This window comes from Streptomyces sp. cg36 (assembly GCF_041080675.1).
Taxonomy (GTDB): Bacteria; Actinomycetota; Actinomycetes; order Streptomycetales; family Streptomycetaceae; genus Streptomyces.
In genome coordinates this window covers 4,996,767-5,020,647 of record NZ_CP163520.1, presented here as the reverse complement: position 1 = coordinate 5,020,647, position 23,881 = coordinate 4,996,767, and the positions used below count along the sequence as shown (strand labels likewise).

General features: G+C 73.0%; 25 protein-coding genes. 8 read left to right on the top strand and 17 right to left on the bottom strand.

All coding sequences use genetic code 11. The annotated features are described in order from the left end of the window. Positions 1 to 9: 9 nt before the first annotated feature. From AB5J87_RS22240 to AB5J87_RS22205, 8 genes are all read right to left on the bottom strand, one after another. Positions 10 to 807: an ABC transporter permease gene (locus AB5J87_RS22240; protein ID WP_369378682.1), complete on the bottom strand. Its 798-nt coding sequence runs from the start codon at positions 805 to 807 to the stop codon at positions 10 to 12. Next, on the bottom strand, positions 794 to 1,621 hold the full coding sequence (locus tag AB5J87_RS22235; protein ID WP_369383624.1) for a 2-aminoethylphosphonate ABC transporter permease subunit: 828 nt from the start codon (positions 1,619 to 1,621) through the stop codon (positions 794 to 796). The genes AB5J87_RS22240 and AB5J87_RS22235 overlap by 14 nt, the downstream gene beginning before the upstream one ends. A gap of 133 nt (positions 1,622 to 1,754) precedes the next feature. Further along, a complete protein-coding gene (locus AB5J87_RS22230) occupies positions 1,755 to 2,822 on the bottom strand; it encodes an ABC transporter ATP-binding protein (RefSeq protein ID WP_369378680.1) in 1,068 nt (355 codons plus the stop codon). Then, positions 2,819 to 3,514 (bottom strand): phosphonatase-like hydrolase, encoded by a 696-nt coding sequence (locus tag AB5J87_RS22225; RefSeq protein WP_369378679.1) that lies wholly within the window; start codon positions 3,512 to 3,514, stop codon positions 2,819 to 2,821. The genes AB5J87_RS22230 and AB5J87_RS22225 overlap by 4 nt, the downstream gene beginning before the upstream one ends. 8 nt (positions 3,515 to 3,522) lie before the next feature. Further along, complete coding sequence (locus AB5J87_RS22220) at positions 3,523 to 4,644, bottom strand: TIGR03364 family FAD-dependent oxidoreductase (RefSeq protein WP_369378678.1); 1,122 nt, start codon at positions 4,642 to 4,644, stop codon at positions 3,523 to 3,525. A 166-nt stretch (positions 4,645 to 4,810) separates the two neighbouring features. Beyond that, positions 4,811 to 5,578 (bottom strand): GntR family transcriptional regulator, encoded by a 768-nt coding sequence (locus tag AB5J87_RS22215; protein ID WP_369378677.1) that lies wholly within the window; start codon positions 5,576 to 5,578, stop codon positions 4,811 to 4,813. Positions 5,579 to 5,622: 44 nt separating this feature from the next. After that, positions 5,623 to 6,375 carry a hypothetical protein gene (locus tag AB5J87_RS22210; RefSeq protein ID WP_369378676.1) on the bottom strand — a complete coding sequence of 251 codons (753 nt, stop codon included), beginning with the start codon at positions 6,373 to 6,375 and terminating at the stop codon, positions 5,623 to 5,625. 300 nt (positions 6,376 to 6,675) lie between these two features. Next, positions 6,676 to 7,782 carry an ROK family transcriptional regulator gene (locus AB5J87_RS22205; RefSeq protein ID WP_369378675.1) on the bottom strand — a complete coding sequence of 369 codons (1,107 nt, stop codon included), beginning with the start codon at positions 7,780 to 7,782 and terminating at the stop codon, positions 6,676 to 6,678. 55 nt (positions 7,783 to 7,837) lie between these two features. Between AB5J87_RS22205 and AB5J87_RS22200 the strand changes: the two genes are divergently transcribed. Further along, on the top strand, positions 7,838 to 8,923 hold the full coding sequence (locus tag AB5J87_RS22200) for a Gfo/Idh/MocA family oxidoreductase (protein WP_369378674.1): 1,086 nt from the start codon (positions 7,838 to 7,840) through the stop codon (positions 8,921 to 8,923). Then, entirely contained in the window at positions 8,920 to 9,408 is a 489-nt protein-coding gene (locus AB5J87_RS22195; RefSeq protein WP_369378673.1) for a heme-degrading domain-containing protein, read from the top strand. Before AB5J87_RS22200 ends, AB5J87_RS22195 begins: the two co-directional genes overlap by 4 nt. A 167-nt stretch (positions 9,409 to 9,575) precedes the next feature. Here the strand turns inward: AB5J87_RS22195 and AB5J87_RS22190 are convergent, their stop codons facing one another. From AB5J87_RS22190 to AB5J87_RS22175, 4 genes are all read right to left on the bottom strand, one after another. Then, complete coding sequence (locus AB5J87_RS22190) at positions 9,576 to 10,433, bottom strand: fumarylacetoacetate hydrolase family protein (protein WP_369378672.1); 858 nt, start codon at positions 10,431 to 10,433, stop codon at positions 9,576 to 9,578. A 213-nt stretch (positions 10,434 to 10,646) separates the two neighbouring features. Then, the gene (locus AB5J87_RS22185; protein ID WP_369378671.1) at positions 10,647 to 11,405 is read right to left on the bottom strand and encodes a YidC/Oxa1 family membrane protein insertase; all 759 of its coding nucleotides are present in this window, start codon (positions 11,403 to 11,405) and stop codon (positions 10,647 to 10,649) included. 267 nt (positions 11,406 to 11,672) lie between these two features. Next, positions 11,673 to 12,044 (bottom strand): DUF6412 domain-containing protein, encoded by a 372-nt coding sequence (locus tag AB5J87_RS22180; RefSeq protein ID WP_369378669.1) that lies wholly within the window; start codon positions 12,042 to 12,044, stop codon positions 11,673 to 11,675. 140 nt (positions 12,045 to 12,184) lie between these two features. Next, a complete protein-coding gene (locus AB5J87_RS22175; protein WP_369383623.1) occupies positions 12,185 to 12,979 on the bottom strand; it encodes a class E sortase in 795 nt (264 codons plus the stop codon). A 290-nt stretch (positions 12,980 to 13,269) separates the two neighbouring features. Between AB5J87_RS22175 and AB5J87_RS22170 the strand changes: the two genes are divergently transcribed. The 4 genes from AB5J87_RS22170 (at position 13,270) to AB5J87_RS22155 (ending at position 16,651) form a co-directional block, all read left to right on the top strand. Continuing rightward, positions 13,270 to 14,283, top strand: coding sequence for an SEC-C metal-binding domain-containing protein (locus AB5J87_RS22170; protein ID WP_369378668.1), 1,014 nt, complete (start codon positions 13,270 to 13,272; stop codon positions 14,281 to 14,283). A gap of 70 nt (positions 14,284 to 14,353) precedes the next feature. After that, positions 14,354 to 15,331, top strand: coding sequence for a NaeI family type II restriction endonuclease (locus tag AB5J87_RS22165; protein ID WP_369378667.1), 978 nt, complete (start codon positions 14,354 to 14,356; stop codon positions 15,329 to 15,331). A gap of 46 nt (positions 15,332 to 15,377) precedes the next feature. Continuing rightward, positions 15,378 to 16,196, top strand: coding sequence for an HNH endonuclease (locus AB5J87_RS22160; RefSeq protein ID WP_369378666.1), 819 nt, complete (start codon positions 15,378 to 15,380; stop codon positions 16,194 to 16,196). Between the two features lie 68 nt (positions 16,197 to 16,264). Then, positions 16,265 to 16,651, top strand: a complete 387-nt coding sequence (locus AB5J87_RS22155; protein ID WP_369383622.1) for a very short patch repair endonuclease — start codon at positions 16,265 to 16,267, stop codon at positions 16,649 to 16,651. A 4-nt stretch (positions 16,652 to 16,655) separates the two neighbouring features. On the opposite strand, the gene AB5J87_RS22150 is transcribed toward AB5J87_RS22155, so the two are convergent. Next, positions 16,656 to 17,708: a DNA cytosine methyltransferase gene (locus tag AB5J87_RS22150; RefSeq protein WP_369378664.1), complete on the bottom strand. Its 1,053-nt coding sequence runs from the start codon at positions 17,706 to 17,708 to the stop codon at positions 16,656 to 16,658. A gap of 161 nt (positions 17,709 to 17,869) precedes the next feature. Between AB5J87_RS22150 and AB5J87_RS22145 the strand changes: the two genes are divergently transcribed. Next, positions 17,870 to 18,625, top strand: a complete 756-nt coding sequence (locus tag AB5J87_RS22145; RefSeq protein WP_369378663.1) for an HNH endonuclease — start codon at positions 17,870 to 17,872, stop codon at positions 18,623 to 18,625. Between the two features lie 91 nt (positions 18,626 to 18,716). Continuing rightward, positions 18,717 to 19,019, top strand: a complete 303-nt coding sequence (locus AB5J87_RS22140; protein WP_369378662.1) for a hypothetical protein — start codon at positions 18,717 to 18,719, stop codon at positions 19,017 to 19,019. A gap of 335 nt (positions 19,020 to 19,354) precedes the next feature. Here the strand turns inward: AB5J87_RS22140 and AB5J87_RS22135 are convergent, their stop codons facing one another. The 4 genes from AB5J87_RS22135 to AB5J87_RS22120 all read right to left on the bottom strand — a co-directional run bounded on the left by AB5J87_RS22135 (position 19,355) and on the right by AB5J87_RS22120 (position 23,844). Next, positions 19,355 to 20,944 (bottom strand): DUF445 domain-containing protein, encoded by a 1,590-nt coding sequence (locus AB5J87_RS22135; RefSeq protein ID WP_369378661.1) that lies wholly within the window; start codon positions 20,942 to 20,944, stop codon positions 19,355 to 19,357. A gap of 138 nt (positions 20,945 to 21,082) precedes the next feature. Further along, positions 21,083 to 21,805: a DUF1707 domain-containing protein gene (locus tag AB5J87_RS22130; RefSeq protein ID WP_369378659.1), complete on the bottom strand. Its 723-nt coding sequence runs from the start codon at positions 21,803 to 21,805 to the stop codon at positions 21,083 to 21,085. A 129-nt stretch (positions 21,806 to 21,934) separates the two neighbouring features. Continuing rightward, positions 21,935 to 22,981 carry an ATP-binding cassette domain-containing protein gene (locus AB5J87_RS22125; protein ID WP_369383621.1) on the bottom strand — a complete coding sequence of 349 codons (1,047 nt, stop codon included), beginning with the start codon at positions 22,979 to 22,981 and terminating at the stop codon, positions 21,935 to 21,937. Between the two features lie 71 nt (positions 22,982 to 23,052). Next, entirely contained in the window at positions 23,053 to 23,844 is a 792-nt protein-coding gene (locus AB5J87_RS22120; protein ID WP_369383620.1) for an ABC transporter permease, read from the bottom strand. Positions 23,845 to 23,881 lie beyond the last annotated feature (37 nt).

Here is a 23,881-nt window from a genome sequence, read left to right as displayed (position 1 = left end):
GAACTCCTGTTATCTGAAGCTGGCTTTGGTACGGACACGGGAGACCGCGAGCAGCACGAGCAGCGTGGTGCCCATGAGGACCACGGCGACGGCGGCGCCGGTGAAGAGCGAGCCGCGGTCGGTGGCGGCGAAGATCTGCACCGGAAGGGGCGTCCAGTCCGGCGGGTAGAGCATCATCGTGGCGCTCAGCTCGCCCATGGACAGGGCGAAGCAGAGCCCGGCCGCCGCGTTCAGCGACGGCAGCAGGAGCGGCAGCCGCACCCGCCACAGGACGTACCCGGGCCGGGCGCCGAGGCTGGCGGCGGCCTGCTCGTACATCGGGTCCAGACGCACGATGGCGGCCGAAACCGACTGGTGGGCAAACGCCATGACAAGAACGGTGTGCGCCAGGATCACGATCCAGCGCGTCCCGTTGAGCAGCAGCGGCGGCTTGGAGAACGCGACCAGGACCGCGAGCCCGACGACCACCGAGGGCACGGCGACGGGCAGCACGAACAGCGCGTCCATCGCCCGCCTCCCCCGCTTGCCGAGCGCCGACCCGGCGAGCGCGGCCCAGGTCCCGACCGTGAGCGCGAGGACGCTGGCGGTGAGCGCGGTGACCAGGCTGGTGGTGAGGGCCTGGAGGGAGTCGCCGGTGGTGGCGGCGTCGTAGTGGCCGGTGGTGAAGCCGGAGGGGAGCGCGCCGGACCAGTTGGTGGCGAACGAGGCGGCGACCACCACCAGCAGCGGCAGGGCGAACAGGGGCAGGAAGAGGACGAGGAAGAGGATCCAGACGGCCCACCGGCCGCGGCGGCTATGCACCAGCACGTCGGCTCACCACCCGGTAGAGGCCGTACAGGCCCACGGAGATCGCGATGTTGACGACGGCGACGACACAGGCCGCCGGGTAGTCCGACTCCAGGATCGCCTTGCTGTAGACGAGCATGGGGAGGGTGGTGACCCCTTTCGCGCCGGTGAACAGGACGATCCCGAACTCGTTGAGGCACATCACCAGCACCAGCGAGCCGCCGGCCGCGAGCGCGGGCAGCGCCTCGGGCAGCACCACCCGCCGCACGATCCGGGCGGGCCGGGCGCCCAGCGAGGAGGCGACCTCCAGCTGGGCCGTGTCGAGCTGGGAGAAGGCGGCGAGCAGCGGGCGCATCACGAAGGGCGTGAAGTAGGTGACCTCGGCGAGGAGCACGCCCCAGGGCGTGGTCAGGAACTGGAAGGGTCCCGAGTGGGCCCCGGTGACGTCCGTCCACAGTCCGTTGGCCATGCCGACCGTGCCGTAGATGAAGAGCAGGGCGAGCGTGATGAGGAAGGACGGGAAGGAGAGGAAGACGTCGACGAACCGGGCGACGGCCTTGGCGCCGGGGAACGGTACGAAGGCGATGACCAGCGCGAGGACGAAGCCCAGCACCAGACAGCCCGCGGTCGATCCGGCGGCCAGCCACACGGTGGTCCACAGCGCGTCGCGGAAGGCGTGGGAGGCGAAGACGTCCCGGTAGGGCGCGAGCGAGAGCCCGTCGGCCCCGTCGGGGGTGAGCGACTGCTTGACGACCAGGCCGAGGGGATAGAGGAAGACGAGGGCGAGGGCGAGGACGGGCGGCAGGGACCAGGCCCAGGCGGGCAGCGCCCGCACGGCTGCGGGCCGCTTCCCGCCCGCGCCGTCCGGCGCGCGGCCGTCCGGCCGCGGCCCGGGGGCGGCCGGCCGGTCCGGTGCGGCGGAGGCGCCCGCGCCGCCGTCCCGGGCCCGCGACGAGGGGGTCCGCAGCTCAGCCACCACCGGCCACCCCCGCCGCCAGCAGCACCGCGTCCTCGCTCGCGAAGTGCAGCGTGACCTCGTCGCCGAGGGCGGGGGTCCGGCGCAGTTCGCGGACGTCCGCCTTCACGGTGTGGCCCGCCACGTCCACGCAGAGCCGGTGGGTGGCGCCGCGCCACTGGACCTCGGCGACCCGGCCGCGCAGTGCGTTCGGGCCGTCGCCGAGTCCGACCAGGTGCGGGCGCACGCACAGCGTGGCCGAGGCGCCCGCGGCGGCCTGCCCGGTGGCGACCGTCAGCGCCGTCCCCCCGAACGACACCTGGCCCGAACCGACGCGCACCGGCAGCAGGTTGGCGTTGCCGACGAAGGACGCGGTGAACTCGGTGCGCGGGCGCCGGTACAGCTCCTGCGGGGTGTCGCAGTCGCGCAGCCGGGCCCGGTCCATCACCGCGATCCGGTCGGCCAGGGTCAGCGCCTCGACCTGGTCGTGGGTGACGTAGAGGATGGTGACGTCGGGCAACTCGCGGTGCAGCCGGGCGAGTTCGCCCAGCATGTCGGAGCGCAGCCGGGCGTCGAGCGCGGACAGCGGCTCGTCCAGGAGCAGCACGCCCGGCCGGATGGCCAGCGCCCGCGCGATCGCCACGCGCTGCTGCTGCCCGCCGGACAGCTCGCGCGGATGGCGGCGCGCGTAGGCCGCCATGCCGGTCATCTCCAGCGCCTCGGCGACCCGGCCCGCGATCTCGCCCTTGGGCAGGAGCTTCTGCGCCTTGAGCCCGAAGGCCACGTTCTCGGCGACCCGCATGTGCGGGAAGAGGGCGTACTGCTGGACCACCATGCCGATGCCGCGCCGGTGCGGCGGCAGGCCGGTGACGTCCCGGCCGCCGATGAACACCCGCCCGGCGGCGGGCCGCACGAACCCGGCGACGGCCCGCAGCGCGGTGGTCTTGCCCGACCCGGAGGGGCCGAGCAGCGCCATGACCTCGCCGGGCTCGACGTCGAGGTCGAGCGAGTCCAGGACGGTGTTGCCGCCGTAGGCCACGCTCACCCCGTCGAAGCGGATGCCGCCCGCGGTGCCGGTCACGACGCTTCCGCCCGTGCGATCACGTCCGGCAGCTCCGCCACCGAGGCGAGCACCTGGGTGGCCCCGGCGTCCCGCAGCGCGTCCTCGCCGTGCGCGCCGGTGAGGACGCCCGCCACGATCCCGGCGCCCGAGCGCACCCCGCTGAGCATGTCGTACGAGGTGTCGCCGGCCACCGCGATCCGGCGGACCGAGTCCACCGCGCCGGTGCGCAGGAACGCGGCGAGCACCAGGTCGGGGTAGGGGCGGCCCCGGCCGCCCGCGTCGGCCGGGCACAGGGTCAGCCCGACCAGGTCGCGCCAGCCGAGCGCGTCGAGGATGGCGTCCTGGGTGACCCGGGCGAAGCCGGTGGTCAGCACGACCGTGCGGCCCTCGGCGCCGAGCCGTTCGATGGTGTCGCGGGCGCCGGGCAGGGCGGCGATGCGGCCCTGGGCGACGAGTTCGCCGTACGCCCGCTCGAAGGCGGTGTTGGCGCGCCGGGCCCGCTCCTCGTCGCCGAACAGGTGCCGGAAGACGGAGATCTTGGACTCGCCCATGGTGGCGCGGACATGGCCGACCATGGCGTCGGGGTCCGCGCCGAGGCTCTCGACGGCGGCGCGGAACGCCTGCTCGACGAGCCCGCCGTCGGCGACGGTGGTGCCCGCCATGTCCAGGACGACCAGGTCGTAGCGGTGGTTGGTGCTGCTCATCTTCATCGACTCCCTTACCAGCCCAGCTCGTTCGCGGTCCGCTCGGCGATCGCCGGGGAGCAGGTCATGCCCCGCCCGCCCGGCCCGGTCACCAGCCACACCCCGTCGCGCACCCGCTCGCGGTGGACCACCCGGGAGGTGTCGGTGCACTGCGCGTACACCCCGGCCCAGCGGTGGCGGACCTTCGGCAGCGGGCGGCCCAGGAAGGACTCGACGACCCGGGTGAGGTGCTCGTACGGCTCCTCGGTGACGTCGAAGGCGAAGGGGTGCTCGTACTCGTGGGTGTCGCCGATGGTCAGCCCGCCGTCCGCGCGCTGGACCATCAGCAGCTGCATCCGGTGCGCGGCGGCCGTCGGGTCCTGCGCCTGGCCCGCGTTGAGCGCGTCGAGCGCGCCGCCCGCGTACGCCGGGTAGTAGCGGAAGCTGTCGGCGTCCGCGACGGAGGTGGTGAGCGGCTCGCCGAGCGGCGCGGTCTGCATCATCTGCAGGCGTACGCGGCGCACCGGCAGGTCGGGCACCAGCTCGCGGACGAGTCCGCCGAGCCAGGCGCCGGTGCACAGGATCACGGCGTCGCCGGTGTGCACGTCGCCGTGGTCGTCGCGGACCGCCCGCTCCCCGATGACCTCGCGGACCTCGCGCCCGCCGAGGAAGGTGTAGCGGCCGGAGGCCAGCAGCGCCTTCTTGAGGGCGAGTTGGGCGGTGCGGGGCTCGACGGCCGCGTCCCGCTCGCACCACAGGGCGGCGTCGAAGTCACCGCGCAGGGCCGGGTTGACGGCCCGCGCCTCGTCGGCGGTGAGCAGCTTGTAGCCGCGGGCCGTCGCGTCGTCGCGGGCCAGCGCGGCCTCGGCGACGGCGAGTTCGAGCGCGCCCCGGACGGGGGTCAGCGAGCCGCAGGGCCTGAAGCCCAGCTCCGGGACGCGCGCCCCGATGCCCTGCCACAGCTCCCGGGCCCGCAGGGCGGTGTCCAGCTCCTCGCCGCCGGCCCGGCCGCTGACCCATATCTGCCCGAAGTTGCGGAGCGATGCCCCGCGCGCCTCGCTCTCCCGCTCGATCTGTACGACCTCGTGGCCGCGTTCCACTGCGTGCCAGGCGTGCATGGTTCCCACCACGCCGGCTCCTACGACGATGACTCTCACGACGTGAACAGTCCTCGTGGCGGGTGGACCGAACGGGTCCGGTCGGCGACGGGACGGTGAACGCGCCTCCAAACTTGGGCTAGACCCGTTATCGTTCCGTTATCCAAGGGGAGACTTCTGTACGGAAATGTCCCCTCGGCCGGTCGGCGCAGCCCGCCGCGCCCCCTCAGCCGAGCCGTGTCCCCAGATGCGTGGTGAAGGAGAACCGGTCGCCCCGGTAGAGCGTGCGCACCCGCTCCAGCGGCTGCCCGGCGGTGTCCCGCGAGACCCGGTGGATCAGCAGCATCGGCAGGGCGGGCGGGGTGCCGATCAGCAGCGCCTCGCGGGGGGTGGCCAGCACCGTCTCGATGCGCTCGTCGGCGTCCCCGAAGGCGATGCCGAGCCGGTCGTGCAGATAGGCGTAGAACGACGAGTCCGGCTCGAACTCCCGGTCCAGGCGCGGCACCCGGCCCACCGCGACATAGGTGCTCTCCAGCCCCATCCGCTCGTCGTCCGCCAGCAGGACGCGCTCCATGTGCCAGACCGGCTCGCCGCGCTCCAGACCGGTCTCGGCGGCCAGCGCGGGCGGGCACGGGAAGCGGTCGAGGGAGATGAGGGTACGGCCCGGCCGCCGCCCCTGACGGCGTACGCCCTCGGTGTAGCTCGCCAGCGACAGGGGCTGCTCCAGCTTGGGCCCGGCGACCACCGTGCCGCGCCCCTGCCGCCGCAGCCGCCCTTCGAGCAGCAGCTCGCGCAGCGCCTGGCGCACGGTCTCGCGGGCCACCTCGTACTGCTCGGCGAGGTCCCGTTCGGTGGGCAGCAGCCCGCCCTCCCCCAAGTCCTCGATCAACAGGGCCACTCGGGCCTTCACGGCGTAGTACTTGGGGATGCGCCCGTGCTCCGGAACTCCGGAGCGGACGGGGGAACCGGGGGCCTGGTCGTTCGGGTAGTCCACACGGGGATGTTCGCACGCCGCGACCAGCGGCCCGTGACCCCCCGTCAGCGTCCGCGCACCCGCCGCGAGCCGGCGACCAGCGCCGCCCCGCCCAGCAGCAGCACCCCGGCGGCGAGCGCCGGGCCGACCGGGAAGCCGGTGTCCGCCAGCTCGGGCGGCCCGGCGAGCTGCGGGGCCAGGGGCGCCTCCGGGACGATCCCGAACCGGTAGCCCCCCGACTCCCCCACCCACCGGCCGTCGTCGCCCCGGCGCTGGACGACCGCCGCGTTCACGGTGACCTGGTTGGGCCGGGTGTCGGCGGTGAACCCGAGCCGCACCCTGACCGTGAGCGTCCGCCCCGCCCCGATCACGAACCCGGGGAACCCGTCGTCGAACACCCCGATGTGCTCGTCCTCGTCGGTCCGCTCGAAGGCGACGGGGTGCGGGCGCGCCGACCCCTCGTCGTAGAACTCCAGCTTGGCCTGGGAGTCCTTGAGCGCGTGGTCCCGGTCGACGAGCACGACCACGGGGTGGATGCCGCGGCAGGTCCGGGCGGTGGTGTTGGTGAGGTCGACGTACCAGAACTGGGCGCCGTCGCCCGGCCGGTACTCGGCGGGGCCGCCGTGGATGCGGGCGTCGAGCGGGAAGTCGCGCCCGGTCCGGTCGCCGCAGTCGGGCTGCTCCGCGGCCGACAGGGAGGCGAGCCCGGAGCGCCCGCGCGGCCCGCTCCCGTCGGCTGAGGCCGCCGAGGCGGCCGGCGCCCCGGTCAGCGCCGTGGCCGCGGCGACTCCGAGGGCGAGGGCGTTGCGCAGTCGCATGAGGGGCCTTTGCTGCTCGCAGGCGTTCGTGGCTCGGGACCCTGCCACGCCCGCACACCCCCCACGGCCCCGCCGCGCCCGCCCCCGGGGGATCCACACCGGGAGTCCGCCCGATCAGCCCAATATCGGGAAGTCCCATGAATGCGGGGGGCGCTGGATGCGAGGTCCGCTGGACGCGGAGGGGGCCGTTGCGTGCGGGGGCCACGGCACGCGGGAGCCGCCGAACGCGCCGGGGGAGCCGTCCATCGCGGCGGGGCCGCTGGATGCGGGGCCACCGAACGCGGGGGCACCCCCGGGACCTCACCGCGCTTCGGCCCCCGCCGCCCCCACCCGCCCGTGGCCGAAGACCGGGCCGAGGATCATCCGGGCCGCGCCCTCCGCCACCGCGTGGGGGCCGCCGGGGGCCACCGCCACCGGGATCGGGCGGGCGTCGCCGCTGCGGCGGGCGCGCTCCTCCAGGACCGCGCGCACCCCCCGTACGAAACCGTCCGGCGCGCTCGCCACCGTACGGCCGCCGAGCAGCACCCGGTCGATGTCCAGCAGGGCGACCAGGTTGGCCGCGCCGACGCCCAGGAAGCGGGCGGCGGCGGCGATGTCGCCGCGCGCCACCGCCGACAGGCACAGCGCCTCGATGCAGCCGCGCGCCCCGCAGCCGCACGCCGGGCCGCCCAGCAGGATCGTCTGGTGCCCGAACTCCCCCGCGCCGGTCCGCGAGCCGCGCACCAGGGCGCCGCCCAGGACCAGGCCCGCGCCGAGGCCGCTGCCGAGGTGGAGGTAGGCGAAGGAGTCGGCGGGGCCGCGCAGGGCCAGGCCCAGGGCCGCCGCGTTGGTGTCCTTGTCGAGGGCGACCGGCAGCCCGAGGCGCGCGGCGAGCGCGTCGCGCAGCGGGAACCCGTTCCACTGCGGGAAGCCGGTGACCCGGTGCAGGACTCCGGTGTGGTGGTCGAGCGGGCCGGGGCTGGCGACCCCGGCGCCCAGCACCCGGCGCCCCCCGATCAGCGCCCCGGCCTGCGCGGCGGCCGTCTCGACGACCGTGTCGTGCCCGGCCCCGAAGTCGAGCGGCACGGTGCGGACGGCGACCAGCGCGCCCGCCAGGTCGACCAGGACCGCCGTCAGCTCGTCCCGGTCCAGGTGCAGCCCCAGGGCGTGGGCGGCGGACGGCACCAGCTTGAGGACCGTGCGCGGCTTGCCGCCGGTGGAGGCGCGGCGGCCCGCCTCGGTCGCGGTCCCCTCCGCCCGCAGCCGTGCGGTGATCTTGCTGACGGCCTGCGGGGTGAGCCCGGTCCGTTCGGCGAGCTCCAGTCTGCTGATGCCGGCGTCCCCGGCCGCGCGCAGCAGATCCAGCACGAGCGCGGCGTTGTGGCTGCGCAGGGCCGGCAGGTTCACTCCCGAGTCAGTCCTGTTCACACCCCCATTGTCTCCTGCGCTTGCACTTTAGCAACAGCGTTGCTTAAGTAGGTCCATGAACGCTCGTACGGACACTGACCTCCGCGTCGGACTCGTGGGCTACGGCCTGGCGGGCTCCGTCTTCCACGCCCCGCTGATCGCCGCGACCGAGGGCCTGGCCCTCGACACGGTCGTCACCTCCAGCCCCGAGCGCCGCGAGCAGGCCCGCGCCGAGCACGGCGCCGGGCTGAGGTTCGCCGCCTCCCCCGACGAGCTGTTCGACGCGGACCTCGACCTCGTCGTGATCGCCTCCCCCAACAAGACGCACGTCCCGATCGCCACCGCCGCCCTCAAGGCCGGCGTCCCGGTCGTCGTGGACAAGCCGGTCGCGGGCACCGCCGCCGAGGCGCGCGGCCTGGCCGCCCTCGCCGAGGAGCGCGGGCTGCTGCTCTCGGTCTTCCAGAACCGCCGCTGGGACAACGACTTCCTGACCCTGCGCGCGCTGCTGGAGGCGGGCGAGCTCGGCGAGGTCCAGCGGTTCGAGTCCCGCTTCGAGCGCTGGCGCCCGCAGCCCAAGGGCGGCTGGCGCGAGTCCGGCGACCCGGCGGAGATCGGCGGCCTGCTGTACGACCTGGGCAGCCACCTCGTCGACCAGGCCCTGGTCCTGTTCGGCCCGGCCCTGCGGGTGTACGCGGAGGCCGACGTGCGCCGCCCCGGCGCCCGCGCCGACGACGACACCTTCATCGCGATCACCCACGCGGGCGGCGTCCGCTCGCACCTGTACGTCAGCGCCACCACGGCCCAGCTCGGCCCCCGCTTCCGGGTCCTCGGCTCGGCGGCCGGATACGTCAAGTACGGGCTGGACCCGCAGGAGGCGGCCCTGCGCGACGGCCACCGGCCCGGCACCGGCGGGCCCTGGGGCCTGGAGCCCGAGGGCATGTGGGGCCGGGTCGGCTCCGGCGAGTCCCCGCTGACCGGCGGCGGGCACCCCGTGCCGACCCGGCCGGGCGACTACCCCGCGTACTACTCGGCGATCGCCGCCGCCCTGCGCGGGGGCGGCGAACCGCCGGTCACCGCGCACGAGGCGGCGGCGGCCCTCGACGTGCTGGAGGCGGCCCGGAAGTCGGCGCGCGAGGGCGTGACGGTGGAGGTGGCGCTGTGACGGCGACACCCGCCGCGGGGCCGTCGATCCCCGAACTGGAGGCGCAGGAGGCCGAACTGGAGCTGGCCCGCTTCACGTACGAGGACGCGTGGGCGCTCGGCTCACTGCTGCGGGAGCTGGCGGTGGCCCGCAGTGCCCCGGTCACGATCGACATCCACCGCGGCGCCCAGCAACTGTTCCGCTGCGCCCTGCCGGGCTCCACCCCCGACAACGACGCCTGGGTCGACCGCAAGCGCCGGGTCACCGAGCGGTACGCGGCGAGCTCCTACCTGGTGGGCGCCCGCTTCCGCGCCAAGAACACCACGTTCGAAGCCGCCTCCCGCCTGGACCCGGACACCTACGCGGCCCACGGCGGCTCGTTCCCCCTGCGGGTGACGGGCACGGGCCTCATCGGCACGGCGACGATCTCGGGCCTGCCGCAGGTGGAGGACCATGCGCTGGTGGTGGAGGGGTTGCGGGGGTTCAAGGGGCGGTTGCGGGGCTGAGGGGGGCCGGGGCCGGGGGTCGCTCCGGGTGCGGGGTGCTCCCGGGCCGCCCCCTGGGGGCGCGGGGAACCGCGCGAGACGCGGGCACGGTCCGCAGCCGGCCGACGACCAGCACCACACCGGCACCGGCAGCCGCGCCCCCTACGCCCGCCATGCCCCTGACGCCCCTATGCCCCCTTCAGCTCCTGCCGCTGCCGTCCGAGCCCCTCGACCTCCAGTTCTACAACATCCCCCGCCCGCAGATACGGCTTCGGCTCCGGCTGCCCCATGGCGACGCCCGCGGGCGTGCCCGTGTTGATCACGTCGCCGGGGTACAGCGTCATGAACCGGCTGACGTACCGCACCACTTCCGCGACCGGGAAGATCTGGTCGGCGGTCGAACCGTTCTGCTTCAGCTCGCCGTTGACCCACAGCCGCAGGGGCAGCGCCTGCGGGTCGGGGACCTCGTCCCGGGTGACCAGCCAGGGGCCCAGCGGGTTGAACGTCTCGCAGTTCTTGCCCTTGTCCCAGGTCCCGCCGCGCTCTATCTGGAACTCGCGCTCCGACACGTCGTGCGCCACCGCGTACCCCGCGACGTACGCCAGCGGGTCCTCCTCGTCGGTCACGTACCTGGCCGTGCGTCCGATGACGACCGCCAGCTCGACCTCCCAGTCGGTCTTCACCGAACCGCGCGGCACCAGCACCGTGTCGTCGGGCCCGACGACCGTGTCCGCCGCCTTGAGGAAGACGACCGGCTCCGCCGGGATCGCCTGGCCGGTCTCGGCGGCGTGGTCGTGGTAGTTCAGCCCGATGCACACGACCTTGCCGATCCGGGCGACCGGCGGGCCGACGCGCTGCCCCGCCGCGTCGAGCGCGGGCAGCACTCCGGTGTCCGCCGCCGCCCGGATCCGGTCCAGCGCGAACTCGTCGGCGAGCAGGTCCCCGTCGATGTCCGGCACGAGGCCGGACAGGTCCCGCAGGGTCCCGTCGGCGGCGAGCAGCGCGGGGCGCTCGCTGCCCGCCGTACCTACGCGCAGCAGCTTCATGGTCTGTCTCCCTTGGTCGAGCCGGGCCCGGCCGATGGGTAGCGGCCATCGGAGGATCGTTCGATCCTCCAAGGTCGCGGTCCACTCCGCAAGACCCCGTTCACACACTGGACCCCGAACCTCCCTCACCCGCCGGACCCCCTTGCACGGCCCCTGTGCACGGCCCCCGCGTGGCGGGCGGCCGGGGCTCTGGGCGGCGGCTCGGCCAGGGCCCTACGCGGCGGCGGCCGGGGCGGGCGCGGTCCGGTCCCGGTAGAGCCACGCCCGCTCGAACGCCGACCACGCCGTACTGGTCACCACGTACAGCGCCGCCGCCAGCGGGACGACCGCCACCGTGATCAGGGTGGCGAACGACATCAGCGGCATGAACTTCGTGATCGCGTCCAGCCCGGGCACCCCCTCGCCCTGGTCCGCCGGGACCATCGGGTTGGTGGCGAGCTGACGCTTGGTGCGCCGGTAGTTGAAAGTGGCGACCCCGGTGACGACGGCGAACAGCGCCAGGTAGACCAGCCCCGCCCCGCCCACCGGGCCGCCGTCCCCAAGAGCGTCCGCCCAGCGCCCAAAGAGCGGGGCGCCGAGCAGCCGGTGGCCGAGCAGCGTGCTGTGCCCGCCCAGGCCGGAGCCGGAGAACAGCTGGTAGAGGAGGAAGAACGCGGGCAGCTGGAGCAGGCTCGGCAGGCACCCGGAGAACGGCGACACCTTCTCCGCCGCGTGCAGCTCCATCACCGCCTTGCGCAGCGCCTCGGGCTCCTTGGCGTGCTTCTTGCGCAGCTCGGCCAGGCGCGGCTGGAGCGCCGCCCGCGCCTTCTGCCCGCGGGCCGCCTGGCGCGAGAGCGGATGCACGGCGAGGCGGACGAGCATGGTGAACAGCACGATCGCGGCGGCGGTCGCGGAGCCGTGGAAGACCGGCTGGACGAGGTCGGCGAGCCGCTCGACCAGACCGGAGAAGGCGTCGAACAGGGATGTGGGCATGGACATGGACATGGATGCGGGCATGGGCATGGATGCGGGCGTGGGCATGGGAAGCCTCCGGAGTCACGTCTGGGCGTCTGGGGGCGCGTGCGTCTGCGGCGCGCGGTACAGAACGGCGTGACGGCCGGTCGGGCGGAGGGGTGCGGGGTGCGGGGGTGCCCCGGAGGGCGCACGGAGTACCGGGGGTACGGCTGGTGCCGGAGGTACGGGGTGCGCCAGGTACCCGGGGTACGGGGAACCGGCTGAAGGGCCCGCGGCCCTGCGCGCCTAGACGGCCGTCAGGACGGGACGGCCCGGAGCTCGCGGCCTCGGCCGCCCGGAGGCGTCGGGGTCGCGTTGCGGCAGGAAGGCGGTCCGCCGCTCCCGGTCCCGTATCGCGGTACGTATGTGCGTACGCGGAATCGTGGGCACCGTGCGGGAGGCGAGCATCGCGCAGAGCGCGAGGGCGGACCCGGCCGCGGCGGTGGCGGCCAGGGCGACGGCTCCCGAGAGCATGCCGCCCTCGACGAGCAGCAGCTCGGCGAGGAGGAAGAAGAGCAGCCCGAGAGCGAGGCGCGGGGAGGCGGCGGGGCGCGCGGACACGGCACGGCGGCCGGTGGCACGACTGACGCGAGTGGCACTGGTGGCGCCGGAACGCATACGAACTCCCCCTCCCCGTTCGATCGTTTGTCCGACTCAAGACGCTTCTGCCGTTATACACGACGGGTCGGACAACCGGGTGCCGAGGGGCGGGGCACGGGCCAGGGGGCGGGGCGGGCGGCCCGGCCTGCGGCGCGGGCTCAGCGCGCCCGCGCCGACGCGAGCTTGCCCCACACCACCAGCCGGTAGCGCGAGGTGTACTCGGGGGTGCAGGTGGTGAGGGTGACGTAGTGGCCGGGTTCGCCGTATCCGTACGACGTACGGACGGTGCTGCGGGGCACGTCCGCGAGCACGCCGCTGTCCCGGGCGGAGGTCTCGGGGAGCGTTTTGTCCACCAGATAGGTGAAAACGGCGTCCCGGGTCTCGACGACGACCCGGTCCCCGGCCCGCAGCCGGTTGATGTACCGGAAGGGCTCGCCGTGGGTGTTGCGGTGCCCGGCGAGCGCGAAGTTCCCGGCCTGCCCGGGCTCGGCGGTCCCGGGGTAGTGCCCCGCGTACCCCTTGTCGAGCACCCCGCGCTTGCCGATCCCCTCGGCGATGGGGGCGGTGAGGCCGAGGGCGGGAATCCGCAGGACGGCGTACGCCTGGTCGCCGAGGGGGCGCGAGGGGGCGGGGGCCGGAGTGCGGGGGTGCGCGGGGTCGGAGGGGTCGACGGCGGAGGGGGCGACGGCGGCCGAAGGTTCGCCGCCCCCGGCCGCCGCTGCCGGGGGCGGCGCGCCGCTCCCCCACTCCCGCTCCAGCTGCCGCACGGTCTGCCGGGCCTCGTGCCGGGCCTCCCGATTGGTCCACCACAGCTGATGGACGACGAGGAGCAGGAGGACGACTCCGGCGGTGACGGTGAGCTCGGCGGCGGCCCAGAGGGTACGGGGGAGGAGGGGCCGGGGGAGGAGGGGCCGGGGCGGGGCCGGGCGCTCCCGCGGGGCACGCCGCCGCAGCCCGAACTTCCGCGCCCGCGCCCGACCGGCGCGCCCCCAAACCCCGCGCCCCCACCGCCACCGCGACCGCCCCTGCACGACGACGGGTACGCGTCCCGAAGGCCGCCCCGGCCCGCCGCCGCCCGCCGGCCGCCTCCGCAGGCGCTCCCGGACGGCGACCGGTGACCGCGGTCGCGCCCCCTTGCCCCACCCCGCTCTCCGCACGCGCGCACCATAAGGGCTGCCCCGTCAACTCACCAGGGCCGGAACACCCCTCCGCTGGGACCCCGCACAGCAGTACGGTGTCCCTCATGCGCCCCGACACGCCTGCCGATCACACCGCCGAAGCCGAGCGTCTGCTGCGCACCGCGGACCAGTACCCCGAGGACCACGAACCGCTGCTGCTGCAGGCCGCGGCCCATCTGGAGCTGGCCGGTGACCGCGAACGCGCCACCACGCTGTACGACCGTCTGCTGGCGGCGGAGCCGGAGCACCCCACCCTGATCAAGGCGTTCAAGGCGGCGAACCTCTGGGAGTACGGGCACGAGGCGGAGGCCCGGGCGATGATCGAGGGCATCCGGGTGGCGGCGCCCCGCGACCCGGCCCCGTGGGAGATCGTCGCGGAGACCTTGGAGACGCACGACGAGCTGGACGCGGCGCACAGCACGCTGACGACGGCGCTCGGCCTGCTGCTGCCCGCCGACGGCCCGAAGGCGGAGATCCCGTACCCCACCCAGTCCCTGCTGACGGCCCGGCACCGGGTGCGACGGCTGCTGGCACTGGACCACGACTCCTGGGACGACCTGGCGGACCGGCTGCACCGCGCCGAGATCACCCTGGACGAACTCCACGACCCCAAGCGCCTGTGGTCGCTGGGCTCGGACGACCCGGCGGAGCTGAAGGCGGAACTGGCGCGCCTGCGCACCGAGTTGGGCACCTACCGCGCGGCCCTGTCCCGCCCGTTCCCGGTGGCGGTCCTGCACTGGCCGGCCCCGGAACTGGACGAACTCCTCACCGCGTACCCGTCGTTGGCCACGGAATACCCCACCCACGACGCCCACCTCCTGGACATCGAGGCGTCCCTGCGCGAACTCTCGGCGACGGGCACGGCGAACCTGGGCATCGTCACGGGCACGGTCCCCTCCTACGAGGCGTTCGCGGCCTCGGAATCCTCCTCCCCGTCGAACGCGGACCTCCTCCCCCAGTACGCCACAACCCTGGCAGCCCGAGGCCGAGCCGCGGCCTGGCCCCCTCGCCGGGGGGAGGCTTGCTGGTGCGGGTCGGGGGTTGCTTACGGGGAGTGCCACGGGGCGCCTGATGCGTGACCAGGCGCTCGCAGACCCGCTGTAGGGCTGCTGCCCGACTCCTCGCCGATCCCCGATGGAAGGCTGCTCGTTGCTGCCGTTCGACGTATCCGCCGTCACGAACCTCCCTTCACAGCCTTCGCTTCAGGAGGACCCGGAGCTAGCCGCGGTCTACGAAAGTCTTCGCCGGGCGGATCCCACAGGCCAGCGCTTCGCGGCCGTTCTCAGGGACACCATCGACCAGCTGCTCAATGGAGAGGTCACGGGACGGTACGACTGGAAGACGCTCTTCAAGACCGAGAAGACCCATGCCGGCACGGTCGTTGAGATCAATCTCCAGCGCGAGTTCAAGTTCGACGACGGCATCGACATGGACTACCGGATCGCGGGAAGTGACGTCGACTGCAAGTACTCGCAGGCGTTCGGCGGCTGGATGATCCCGCCAGAGGCCATGGGGCATCTGTGTCTGCTGGTCTGGGCAGACGATTACAAGAGCCGTTGGAGCGCTGGCCTGCTCCGGATAGCCCCGGAGTGGCTCAACAAGGGAAACAACCGGGACCTGAAGCTGACGGTCAAGGCCGAGCACCGGAACAAGATCCTCTGGCTGTGGCATGAGGCCGAGCTCCCGGAGAACGTACTGCTGCACCTGAACCCCGCTGTACGGGACAGCATCCTGGCCCACTCCTCCGGGCAGCAGCGCGTGAACGAGCTCTTCCGGCGAGTGCAGAACCGGAGGATCGGGCGCGGGGTCGTCCGGACCGTGGCCCAGCAGAGCGACTACATGGCTCGGGTACGGGAGGCCAAGGGCCGAGCCCGTACGGTCCTCAGAGAGGAGGGCATCCTCATCCCCGGCCACTACAGCAGCCACCAGGCAGTCGCCAGAGCACTGGGGGCCACGGTCCCGCGCCACGGGGAGCTGGTCAGCTTCCGCGTGGCCTCGGCCCGGCCGCACCACGGGGACCGGCCCTCGGTGACGCTCGACGGCCGGAACTGGGTACTGGCCGATGACGACGACCCGTTGGAGACCGCTCCATTCCTTCCTAAGCACACGATTTCTGAACATCCCTGACAGTGCGCACCTGGCTCCGCCCGAACGAGACGACCTAGAACTGATCATGCCCGTAGACGCTGAACGCCCGCTCCCTGAACCGGATTCCTCCGAAATCCGCGCGCTGCTCCCCCTGGAGAGCGTGCGCCGCTTGTACGGGTTCCTCTACGAGCGACGGGGCTCACCGCCCTCCACCGAGGAAATCCATTCGTTCATCGCGGAACAGTTCGGGGAATCGCAGTCGGAGGCCATGCGGCGGCTCCGCTCACTGCGGGACTGCTTCGTCGTCCAGCGATACCGAGACGGCCGGCTGCACCGGTACAGGCTCGAAGGCTGGAAGCCAGTCACCGCCGGAGGGATGCGCCAGAACATAAAGGGGCCCATCAGAGCTCAGGTTCTTGCACCTCAGCGATGCGCCCAGTGCGGAAACACCCCCCTGAATGACCACGTGAAACTAGTCGTGGATCACAAGATCCCCGTCGCTTGGGGCGGCGACAACGAGCTGGAAAACCTCCAGCCCCTGTGCGAGCAGTGCAACGCAGAGAAGCGGGACTTCTACGCAACATACGACCCGTACGCCGAACAGATCCGCTCGGCGGTTCAGCACGACGAGCCCCACGGCAGGATCGGCGAGCTCCTGAAGGCCCTGGACGGCCAGTGGGTCCCCGCAGATCTCATCGGCGTAGTCGCTTCCATGCGGCAGTACCAAGACGACTGGCAGCGACGGCTCCGAGAACTTCGGAATCTCGGCTGGGATTACGAGAACCGTGTCATTCGCCCCAAAGGCGGGCGCCGCGCCCTTTCCGAGTACCGGCTGACTCGCTGGGAACCCTGGCCAGAGGGCTCGATCGCCGCAGCCGCTAAGCGCAAGCAGAGCAGGCAATAGCCGGGATGACCGAGAACTGGACTCCCCCCGAGGGGTCATGGGCCTCCTCGGAGGCCCGTCGGCGCAACATGCAGGCCATCCGCAGCCGCGACACCAAACCGGAACGGCTGATCCGCAGCCTTCTGCACGCCCGTGGACTGCGCTACCGGGTAGCGGCCAAGCCGCTACCCGGGCTGCGCCGAACCGCGGACGTGGTCTTCCGCCCCGCGAAGCTGGCAGTGTTCGTGGACGGCTGCTATTGGCACGGATGCCCCGAGCACTACGTCCCCCCGAAGACCAACCCTGGCTATTGGTCGGACAAGGTAGCCCGCAACATGGCGCGCGACCGGGACACCGACCAACAGCTCAAAGAAGCCGGCTGGACCGTGCTGCGGTTCTGGGAACACGAACCGCCGGAGGACTGCGCCGTCAGGATCGCGGCGGCCGTGAGCCGGCTGCGAGCAGAAGGCAGGTGACGGCCTACTTGCCGTTCTTCTCCGCAGCTTCGAACGCCGCGTAAATCTGCTCCCCTACCGCCTGCGCCACGGGCGGCGGGAAGGCATTCCCGACCTGCCGGTAGGCGGCCGTCTTCCGGCCGCTGAACTTCCAGTCGCCCGGGAACCCCTGGATGAGGGCGGCCTGCTCCACCGTGAGCTTGGGGCCCGCCTCCGCGAAGAGGTCGCGCTCCTTGTCCTTGAGGTCCTTGGGGTCATTCGCCACGCCCATACCGCACACGCCCAAGTCGGCCCACGCCCGCTTTGCGCGCGTCGGACCGAGATCGGCGCCGCCGTGCTTCTTCGAGCCGCCAACGAGGGTCGGAGCGACGCCTTCCTGCGCCTTCTCGTACCAGTTCTTGAACGCCTTCTCGGCCCTCGGGTCGTCGGCAACCGCCTCGAACCGGGCGCGCATCGTGTCCTCCAGCGCCTCACCCACCGAGAGCTCCGGGCGCGGCTCGGGCTTGGTGTGCTCGAAGTGCCGGGCGTACTCCGGCTTCATCGCAACCAGGATGGCCCTGGGGCGCAGCTGGGGGACGCCGTACCTCTTGGCCTCCAGCACCTCCCAGTAGCACTCCTCGTACCCCAGGGATTCGAGCTTCTTGATGATCTCCTCGCGGTAGCTGGCGAACTTCTGGTCCACCAGACCGCGGACGTTCTCGATCATCACGGCTTTGGGGGCAAGGTGTTCGACGAGCTCGAGCATGACCGGAAAGAGATCGCGCTCGTCGTCCCGGCCGAGCTGCTTTCCCGCCGCCGAGAAAGGAGGGCACGGGACGCCGCCGGCCAGCAGGTCGAGCTCCCCGGGTTCCAGACCGAGCCCACTGGGGTCAAAGGCCCTCAGATCTGCCTGGATGACCCTGCAGCCTGCCCATTCGGCATCCTCGCCGGTGTTAGCCTCCAGCGTGGTGCACGCATCCTTGTCGATCTCGATCAAGGCAACGTGCTTGAAGCCCGCGTGGTGCAGACCGACGGCCTGGCCTCCGGCGCCGGCACAGATCTCCACGGACTTGTACTTCAGATCATTGGTGCGGATCATGCCCCCTCCTTCCGATCAAACGACGACAGCCACTCCACGTGACCTGCCATCACAGAGGGTGACAGAACCCACTGACAACGGGACTGCACCAATCTTGCAGCACGGAACTCAGTTCCCTGAACACACCCCCCGCCCCACCGAACACTCATACGATATGGCTCATGCTTCGTAGCCCTGCGTGGACCCGGGACGAGCTGGTCCTGGCGTGTGCACTCGTCGTGAAGAACGGCTGGCGCGAGCTCCGGGAAGGGGACCCCGCCGTCCAGGAGCTGTCGGACCTCTTGCGCTCCCTTCCCCTGCACGAAGGCATTGCCAACGCGCTGCCCCAGTACCGCTCGGTGGGCAGCGTGAGCCGCAAGACGACCGATCTGGCGACCAATCACCCGGACTACGCCGGCAAGCGCACCAAGGGCGGGAAGGCCGACAAAGAGATCATCAAAGCGTTCATCGATCACGAGGCCGCCATGCTCGAAGCGGCTCGGGGGATCGAGGACGGTATCGGTTCTGGTGCACTGGTCCGGATCCCCGAGCAGCCCGGCGAGGTCGCGGAGGACGGCACCACCGCTGCCGAGGGGCGCCTTCTGGCCCGCTGGGCCATCTACCGGGAGCGCAGTCCCAAGCTGCGCCAGCGGAAGATCGCCCAGGCCCGCCGCCTCGGCCAGCCTCTGCAGTGCGAGGTCTGCGCGTTCCATTTCGAGCGGACGTACGGGGAGCTCGGCAAGGACTACATCGAGGTGCACCACACCCTGCCTCTCCACATCTCGGGTCCTCGCGAGACACGGCTAGAGGATCTGGCATTCCTGTGTTCCAACTGCCACCGCATGTGCCACACGAGCCATCGCGGCGAATCATGGCGCACACCTGCTGCTGTACGGGCGGAAATCGCGAAAGCCTTGAGTCCGGAGATCAAGGATTAGTCCAGCGCACTGCCGTTCGCCCGGCTGAGGGTCCCAGGAAGCCCCCTATTACTCTCGGACCGGACAGTCCGATCAGGCGCAGGAGGCAGACATGGCCAAGGTTCCCGCAGCAGCTATAGCCGCAGGTGGGCTTGTCGGGGGGTATGCCACCGCTCGGTGGACGCGGAAGCGGCCGCTCGGTGGGGTGGCGCTGGCCGCCGCCGGTGCCGTGGCCGCGCGGGAGTGGCGGCGGACCGCCGGGACCAAGGCTGCGGTCGGGCTGACCACGGCCTACGTCGCCGCGTTCGCCGGGTCGCATCCGCTCGCCAAGAAGGTCGGCGCCTGGCCCTCCGTGTTCGCCGTGGCCGGCGGGGTCGCCGCCGCCTCCTGGGCCGTCACCCGCAAGGGCGCCTGAGCGGACTGGCAGGGCAGGGCAGGGCAAGTGAACGCCGGGCAGGGGTGGGGGGCGGGGGCTCGGCCGGGGCTCCCCCTCACCCCCGAAAAATGTTCCCCGCCATCCGGGAACCGTCTGAACGCCCCCGGCGACTCTCACGTACGTAACGGTGCACACTGCGACTCCCCGCAGGTTGGACCGGCTGGGTGCGTGGCCACGCAGAGCAGGGACAGGACTGCGGTCACGCGCCCAGCGGGGGACGGTGGCGCCGTCACGCGCCCAGCGGGAGACAGCCCTGCCGCCATGCGCTCTCCCGCGCCGGCCCGCGAGCCCGTTCTCCCGGAGCCCCGGCAGCCCTACCCCCCGAACCCCCTCGCCACCGCGAAGATCACCAGGCCCGCCAGCGCCCCCACCACCGTGCCGTTGATCCGGATGAACTGGAGGTCGCGGCCGATGTGGGCCTCGATCTTGCGGGAGGTGTCCGTGGCGTCCCAGGAGCGGACCGTGTCGGTGATCAGCGACGTGATCTCCGCTCGGTACGTCGAGACCACGTACGCCGCCGCGTCCTGGAGCCAGCCGTCCACCTTCGACTGGAGCCGGGCGTCGGTGGCCAGGCGGTTGCCCAGGGCCAGCAGGGACGCGCGGGCGCGCAGGCGCAGCTCGCTGCGTTCGTCCTCCGCCGCCGCGATGATCATCGTACGGACCGAGGACCACGCCGAGGCGATGACGTCCTGGATCTCCGGGCGCGCCAGCACCTCCGACTTCAGGCGCTCCACCTTCGCGCGCGTCTCCGTGTCCGACTGGAGGTCCGCCGCGAAGTCCGCCAGGAAGCGGTCCAGCGCCCCGCGCGCGGGGTGCGACGGCATGTCCCGCATCTCCGTGACGAAGCGGAGCAGCTCCTTGTAGACGCGCTCGCCGACCTTGCGGTCCACGAAGCGGGGCGTCCAGCCCGGCGCGCCGCCCTGCACCGCGTCCATCACCGAGTCCCCGTGCAGCACCAGCCAGTCGTGGGCCCGCGCGCACACCAGGTCCACCACCCGGCGGTGGCCGCCGTCCGCGACCACCTTCTCCAGGGTCTTGCCCATGCCCGGGGCGATCTCCGCCGCGTCCGCGCGGCGGGTGATGGCCTCGCCGACCACCGCCTGTACGTCCGAGTCCCGCAGGACCGTCAGGGCTCCGCGCAGGGCCGTGGCCAGCTCGGACGTCACCCGGTCGGCGTGCGCCGGGTCCGCGAGCCAGACGCCGACCCGGCCGCCGATGCCCAGCGCGCCCAGCCTGGTGCGCACCACCTCCGGGGACAGGAAGTTCTCCCCGACGAACTGGCCCAGCGACTCGCCCAGTTGGTCCTTCTTGTTCGGGATGATCGCGGTGTGCGGGATGGGGACGCCCAGCGGGTGGCGGAACAGGGCCGTCACCGCGAACCAGTCCGCCAGCGCGCCCACCATGCCCGCCTCGGCCGCCGCCGCGACGTACGCCGCCCACGGGCCCGCGCCCGAACGGTCCGCCCAGGTCGCGAGGGCGAAGACCAGCGCCACGAAGAGCAGCAGCCCCGTCGCCGTGGCCTTCATCCGGCGCACGCCTCGGCGCTTCTCCTCGTCCGCCTCGGTGTACGAGAAGGGGGGCAGGGGCGGCGCACTGGGACCGCCTCCGGCCGAGCCACCGCGCGCGGCCCCCGCCGCCGCACCGGCGCCCCCGGACGGCCCGGTGGGCCCGGCCGCCTCCGACCTTCCAGCCGTCTCCGTCCCTCCGGGTACGCCGGACACGTCGGCCGCTCCGGCCCCACCCGGCACCCCGGAGGCACCGGGCGCTCCGGACGCCCCGGAGGCACCGGGCACCCCGGACCCACCCGGCACCCCGGACAACCCGGAGGTGCCGGCGCCCCCGGCCCCACCCGGCACCCCGGACGCCCCAACCCCGCCCTCGTCCGCCTCTCCGCTGCGTTCCATTCGCTCCGTCCGTCCGCCCTCGCCCGCACCACCCCGTGCGCGATCGTCCCCTTCTGGCCTACATCAGGTACTCCCGGGGCGCACGTCGAGTTCCCGGTGCGGGGTGGGCCACTCGTTCGTGGGACCCGGCCGGGTGGCTCAGCCCAGTTCCTTGCGGTTCCGGTCCGCCCGGTCCCGTTCGCGCAGCTCCCGCTTGGCGGCCTTGCGCAGCTTGCGCTCCACCCCGACGCCGCCCAGCAGGGCGAATCCGGTGACGGTCACCTGCGGCGAGCCCGGGGTGCCCTCGCCCGTCGCCCGGTCGCCGAAGCCGCCCAGCAGGCCGAAGCCGCGGACCCGGACGGTCAGCTCGGGCGGGACCGTGACCCCCATGCCGCCCATGATCGTGAAGCAGCGGATCACCGTCTCGCGGGACTCGAAGCGCGCCTCGCGCAGATCGATCTCGCCGCCGCCCCACATCGCGAACGCGGTGAACCTCGGGCCGATCGTCCACGTACCCCGGCGGCCGAACCCGCCCCACAGCGCGAAGGCGCCCCTGGACGTCGCCTGCCCGCCGATCCGCGAGGGCCAGTCGACCTCCGGGGAGGCGGCCGAAGCCGACGCGGATGCGGGCGCGGACGAGGACGCGAGCGGGGAGAGGGACGAGGCCGGGGACGCGCCGCCCGGCGCCGGCAGATCCCGTACCAGCGGGGCCAACTCCCCGTGCGTGCGCGCCTTGTAGGCGGCCTCCAGGCGCTCCTCGAACTCCTCCATGTCGAGTCGGCCCTCCGCCACGGCCTCCCGCAGCGCCTCGGCCACGCGTTCCCGCTCGGCGTCCGACGCACGCATCTCCGGAAGCCCGGCCCCCGCAGGTTCACTCGTCATACGGTCAGACTAATGAACCGCCGGGCCCCGCGCAGACCCCCGCTCACCCCGCAGCCGGGCAGGTGCGGACCGCCGCGCGGCACGAGAGCCACTCCCCCGCTCACCGCCCCCCGGTCCGCGTACGTCCGCTCACTGCATCCCCCGGTCCGCGTACATCCGCGCGATCACCGACTCGATGTCCGGCTCCCGCACCGACAGGTCCACCAGCGGGTACTCCGCCGCGATCCGCGCGACCAGCGGCGCCGCCGACGCGGTCGCCGGGAACGCCAGCCACTGCCGGGGTCCCTCCACTCGCACCACGCGCGCGTGGGCGATGTCGATCGGCGGGAGCGGGCGGGCCAGGTCGACCACCAGGGTCCGCTCGCTCTCCCCCACCTCGTGCAGCCCCGCGAGCGCCCCGTCGTAGACCAGGCGGCCGTGGTCGATGACCATCACGCGCGCGCAGAGCTGCTCGATGTCGGTCAGGTCGTGGGTCGTCAGCAGGACCGTGGTCCCCCGCTCGGCGTTCAGCTCGCGCAGGAACGTCCGCACCTTCGCCTTGCTCACCACGTCCAGGCCGATCGTCGGCTCGTCCAGGTACAGCACGTCCGGGTCGTGCAGCAGGGCCGCCGCGATGTCCCCCCGCATCCGCTGGCCGAGCGAGAGCTGGCGCACCGGCACGTCCAACAGGGCGCCCAGGTCCAGGAGTTCGACGCAGCGGTCCAGGTTCTCCCGGAAGCGGGCGTCGGGGATGCGGTACATGCGGTGGGCCAGCCGGTACGAGTCGTACAGCGGCAGGTCCCACCACAGCGTGGTGCGCTGACCGAAGACCACGCCGATGCGACGGGCCAGCCGGGTGCGCTGCCGGGACGGTTCGAGGCCCGCCACCCGCATCCGGCCCGCGCTCGGGGTCAGGATGCCGGTCAGCATCTTGATGGTGGTCGACTTCCCGGCGCCGTTGGGTCCGATGTAGCCGACCATCTCACCGCGCGCGACCGTGAAGGAGATCCCGTCGACCGCCCTGACCTCCTTCTTCCCCCTCCGCAGCCGCCCCTTGCCCCGGCGGACCTCGAACACCTTCCGCACGTCGTCGAGTTCGATCACCGCGTCGCCCGCCCCGCCGGTCACTCGGCCCTCCGTCTCGCCGGTCACACCATTGCCCGTCACACCGTCGTCCCCATCACCCGTCACACCCATCACGCCCGCCTCCCGCACCTCTCCGCGCCTCGCTCACAGCCCCCGCTCAACCCCTCTTGCTGCGGTACGGGTCAACTCCCCGTACTGCGGTACGAGCGCAGCCCCGTCCGCCACGCCAGGCCCGCCAGCGCGCAGCAGCCCGCCGCCACCAGCGGGGGCGTGAACGCCAGCCAGTCCGGCAGGTCCAGCGGGTACGGGCGCCCCAGCACGTACATCGCGGGCAGCCAGTTGACGAAGGCCAGCGGGACCACGAAGGTCACCCCGCGCACCATGTCCTTGGCGAACACCGTCGGCGGGTACTGGAGCAGCGTGTTGCCGCCGTACGTGACGGAGTTCTGCACCTCGGAGGCGTCCTGCGCCCAGAACTGGAACGCCGCCCCCACCACGTACACCGCCGAGAAGATCGCGGCGCCGCTCAGCAGCATCAGCGGGACGATCAGCACCCGCAGCGGCGTCCAGTGGATGTCCAGGGCCCACACGGCGTACCCCAGCACCAGCAGGCCCTGGCTGATGCGGCCCAGCCGGCGCAGCGCGAACCGGTCGGCGGCGACCTGGGCGAGCACCGGCACCGGGCGGACCAGCAGCGTGTCCAGGGTGCCGTCGCGCACCCGGCGGCCGAGCCGCTCCATGGACCCCATCACCAGGTCCGCGAGGCCGAACGCGACGCCCGACGCCCCGTAGAGGAAGGCCACTTCGGGCAGGGTGAAGCCGCCCAGCGCGTCCACGTGCGCGAACATCAGCAGGATCGCCACGAAGTCGAGGGCGGTCGCCGCGAAGTTGCCGAAGGCCGTCATCAGGAACGAGGCGCGGTAGGCCATGGTGGAGCGGATCCACATGCCCGCGATCAGCCGGTAGGCGCGCACGCCCTCGGCGGCGGCGCCCCAGCGGCCTTCGCGCGCC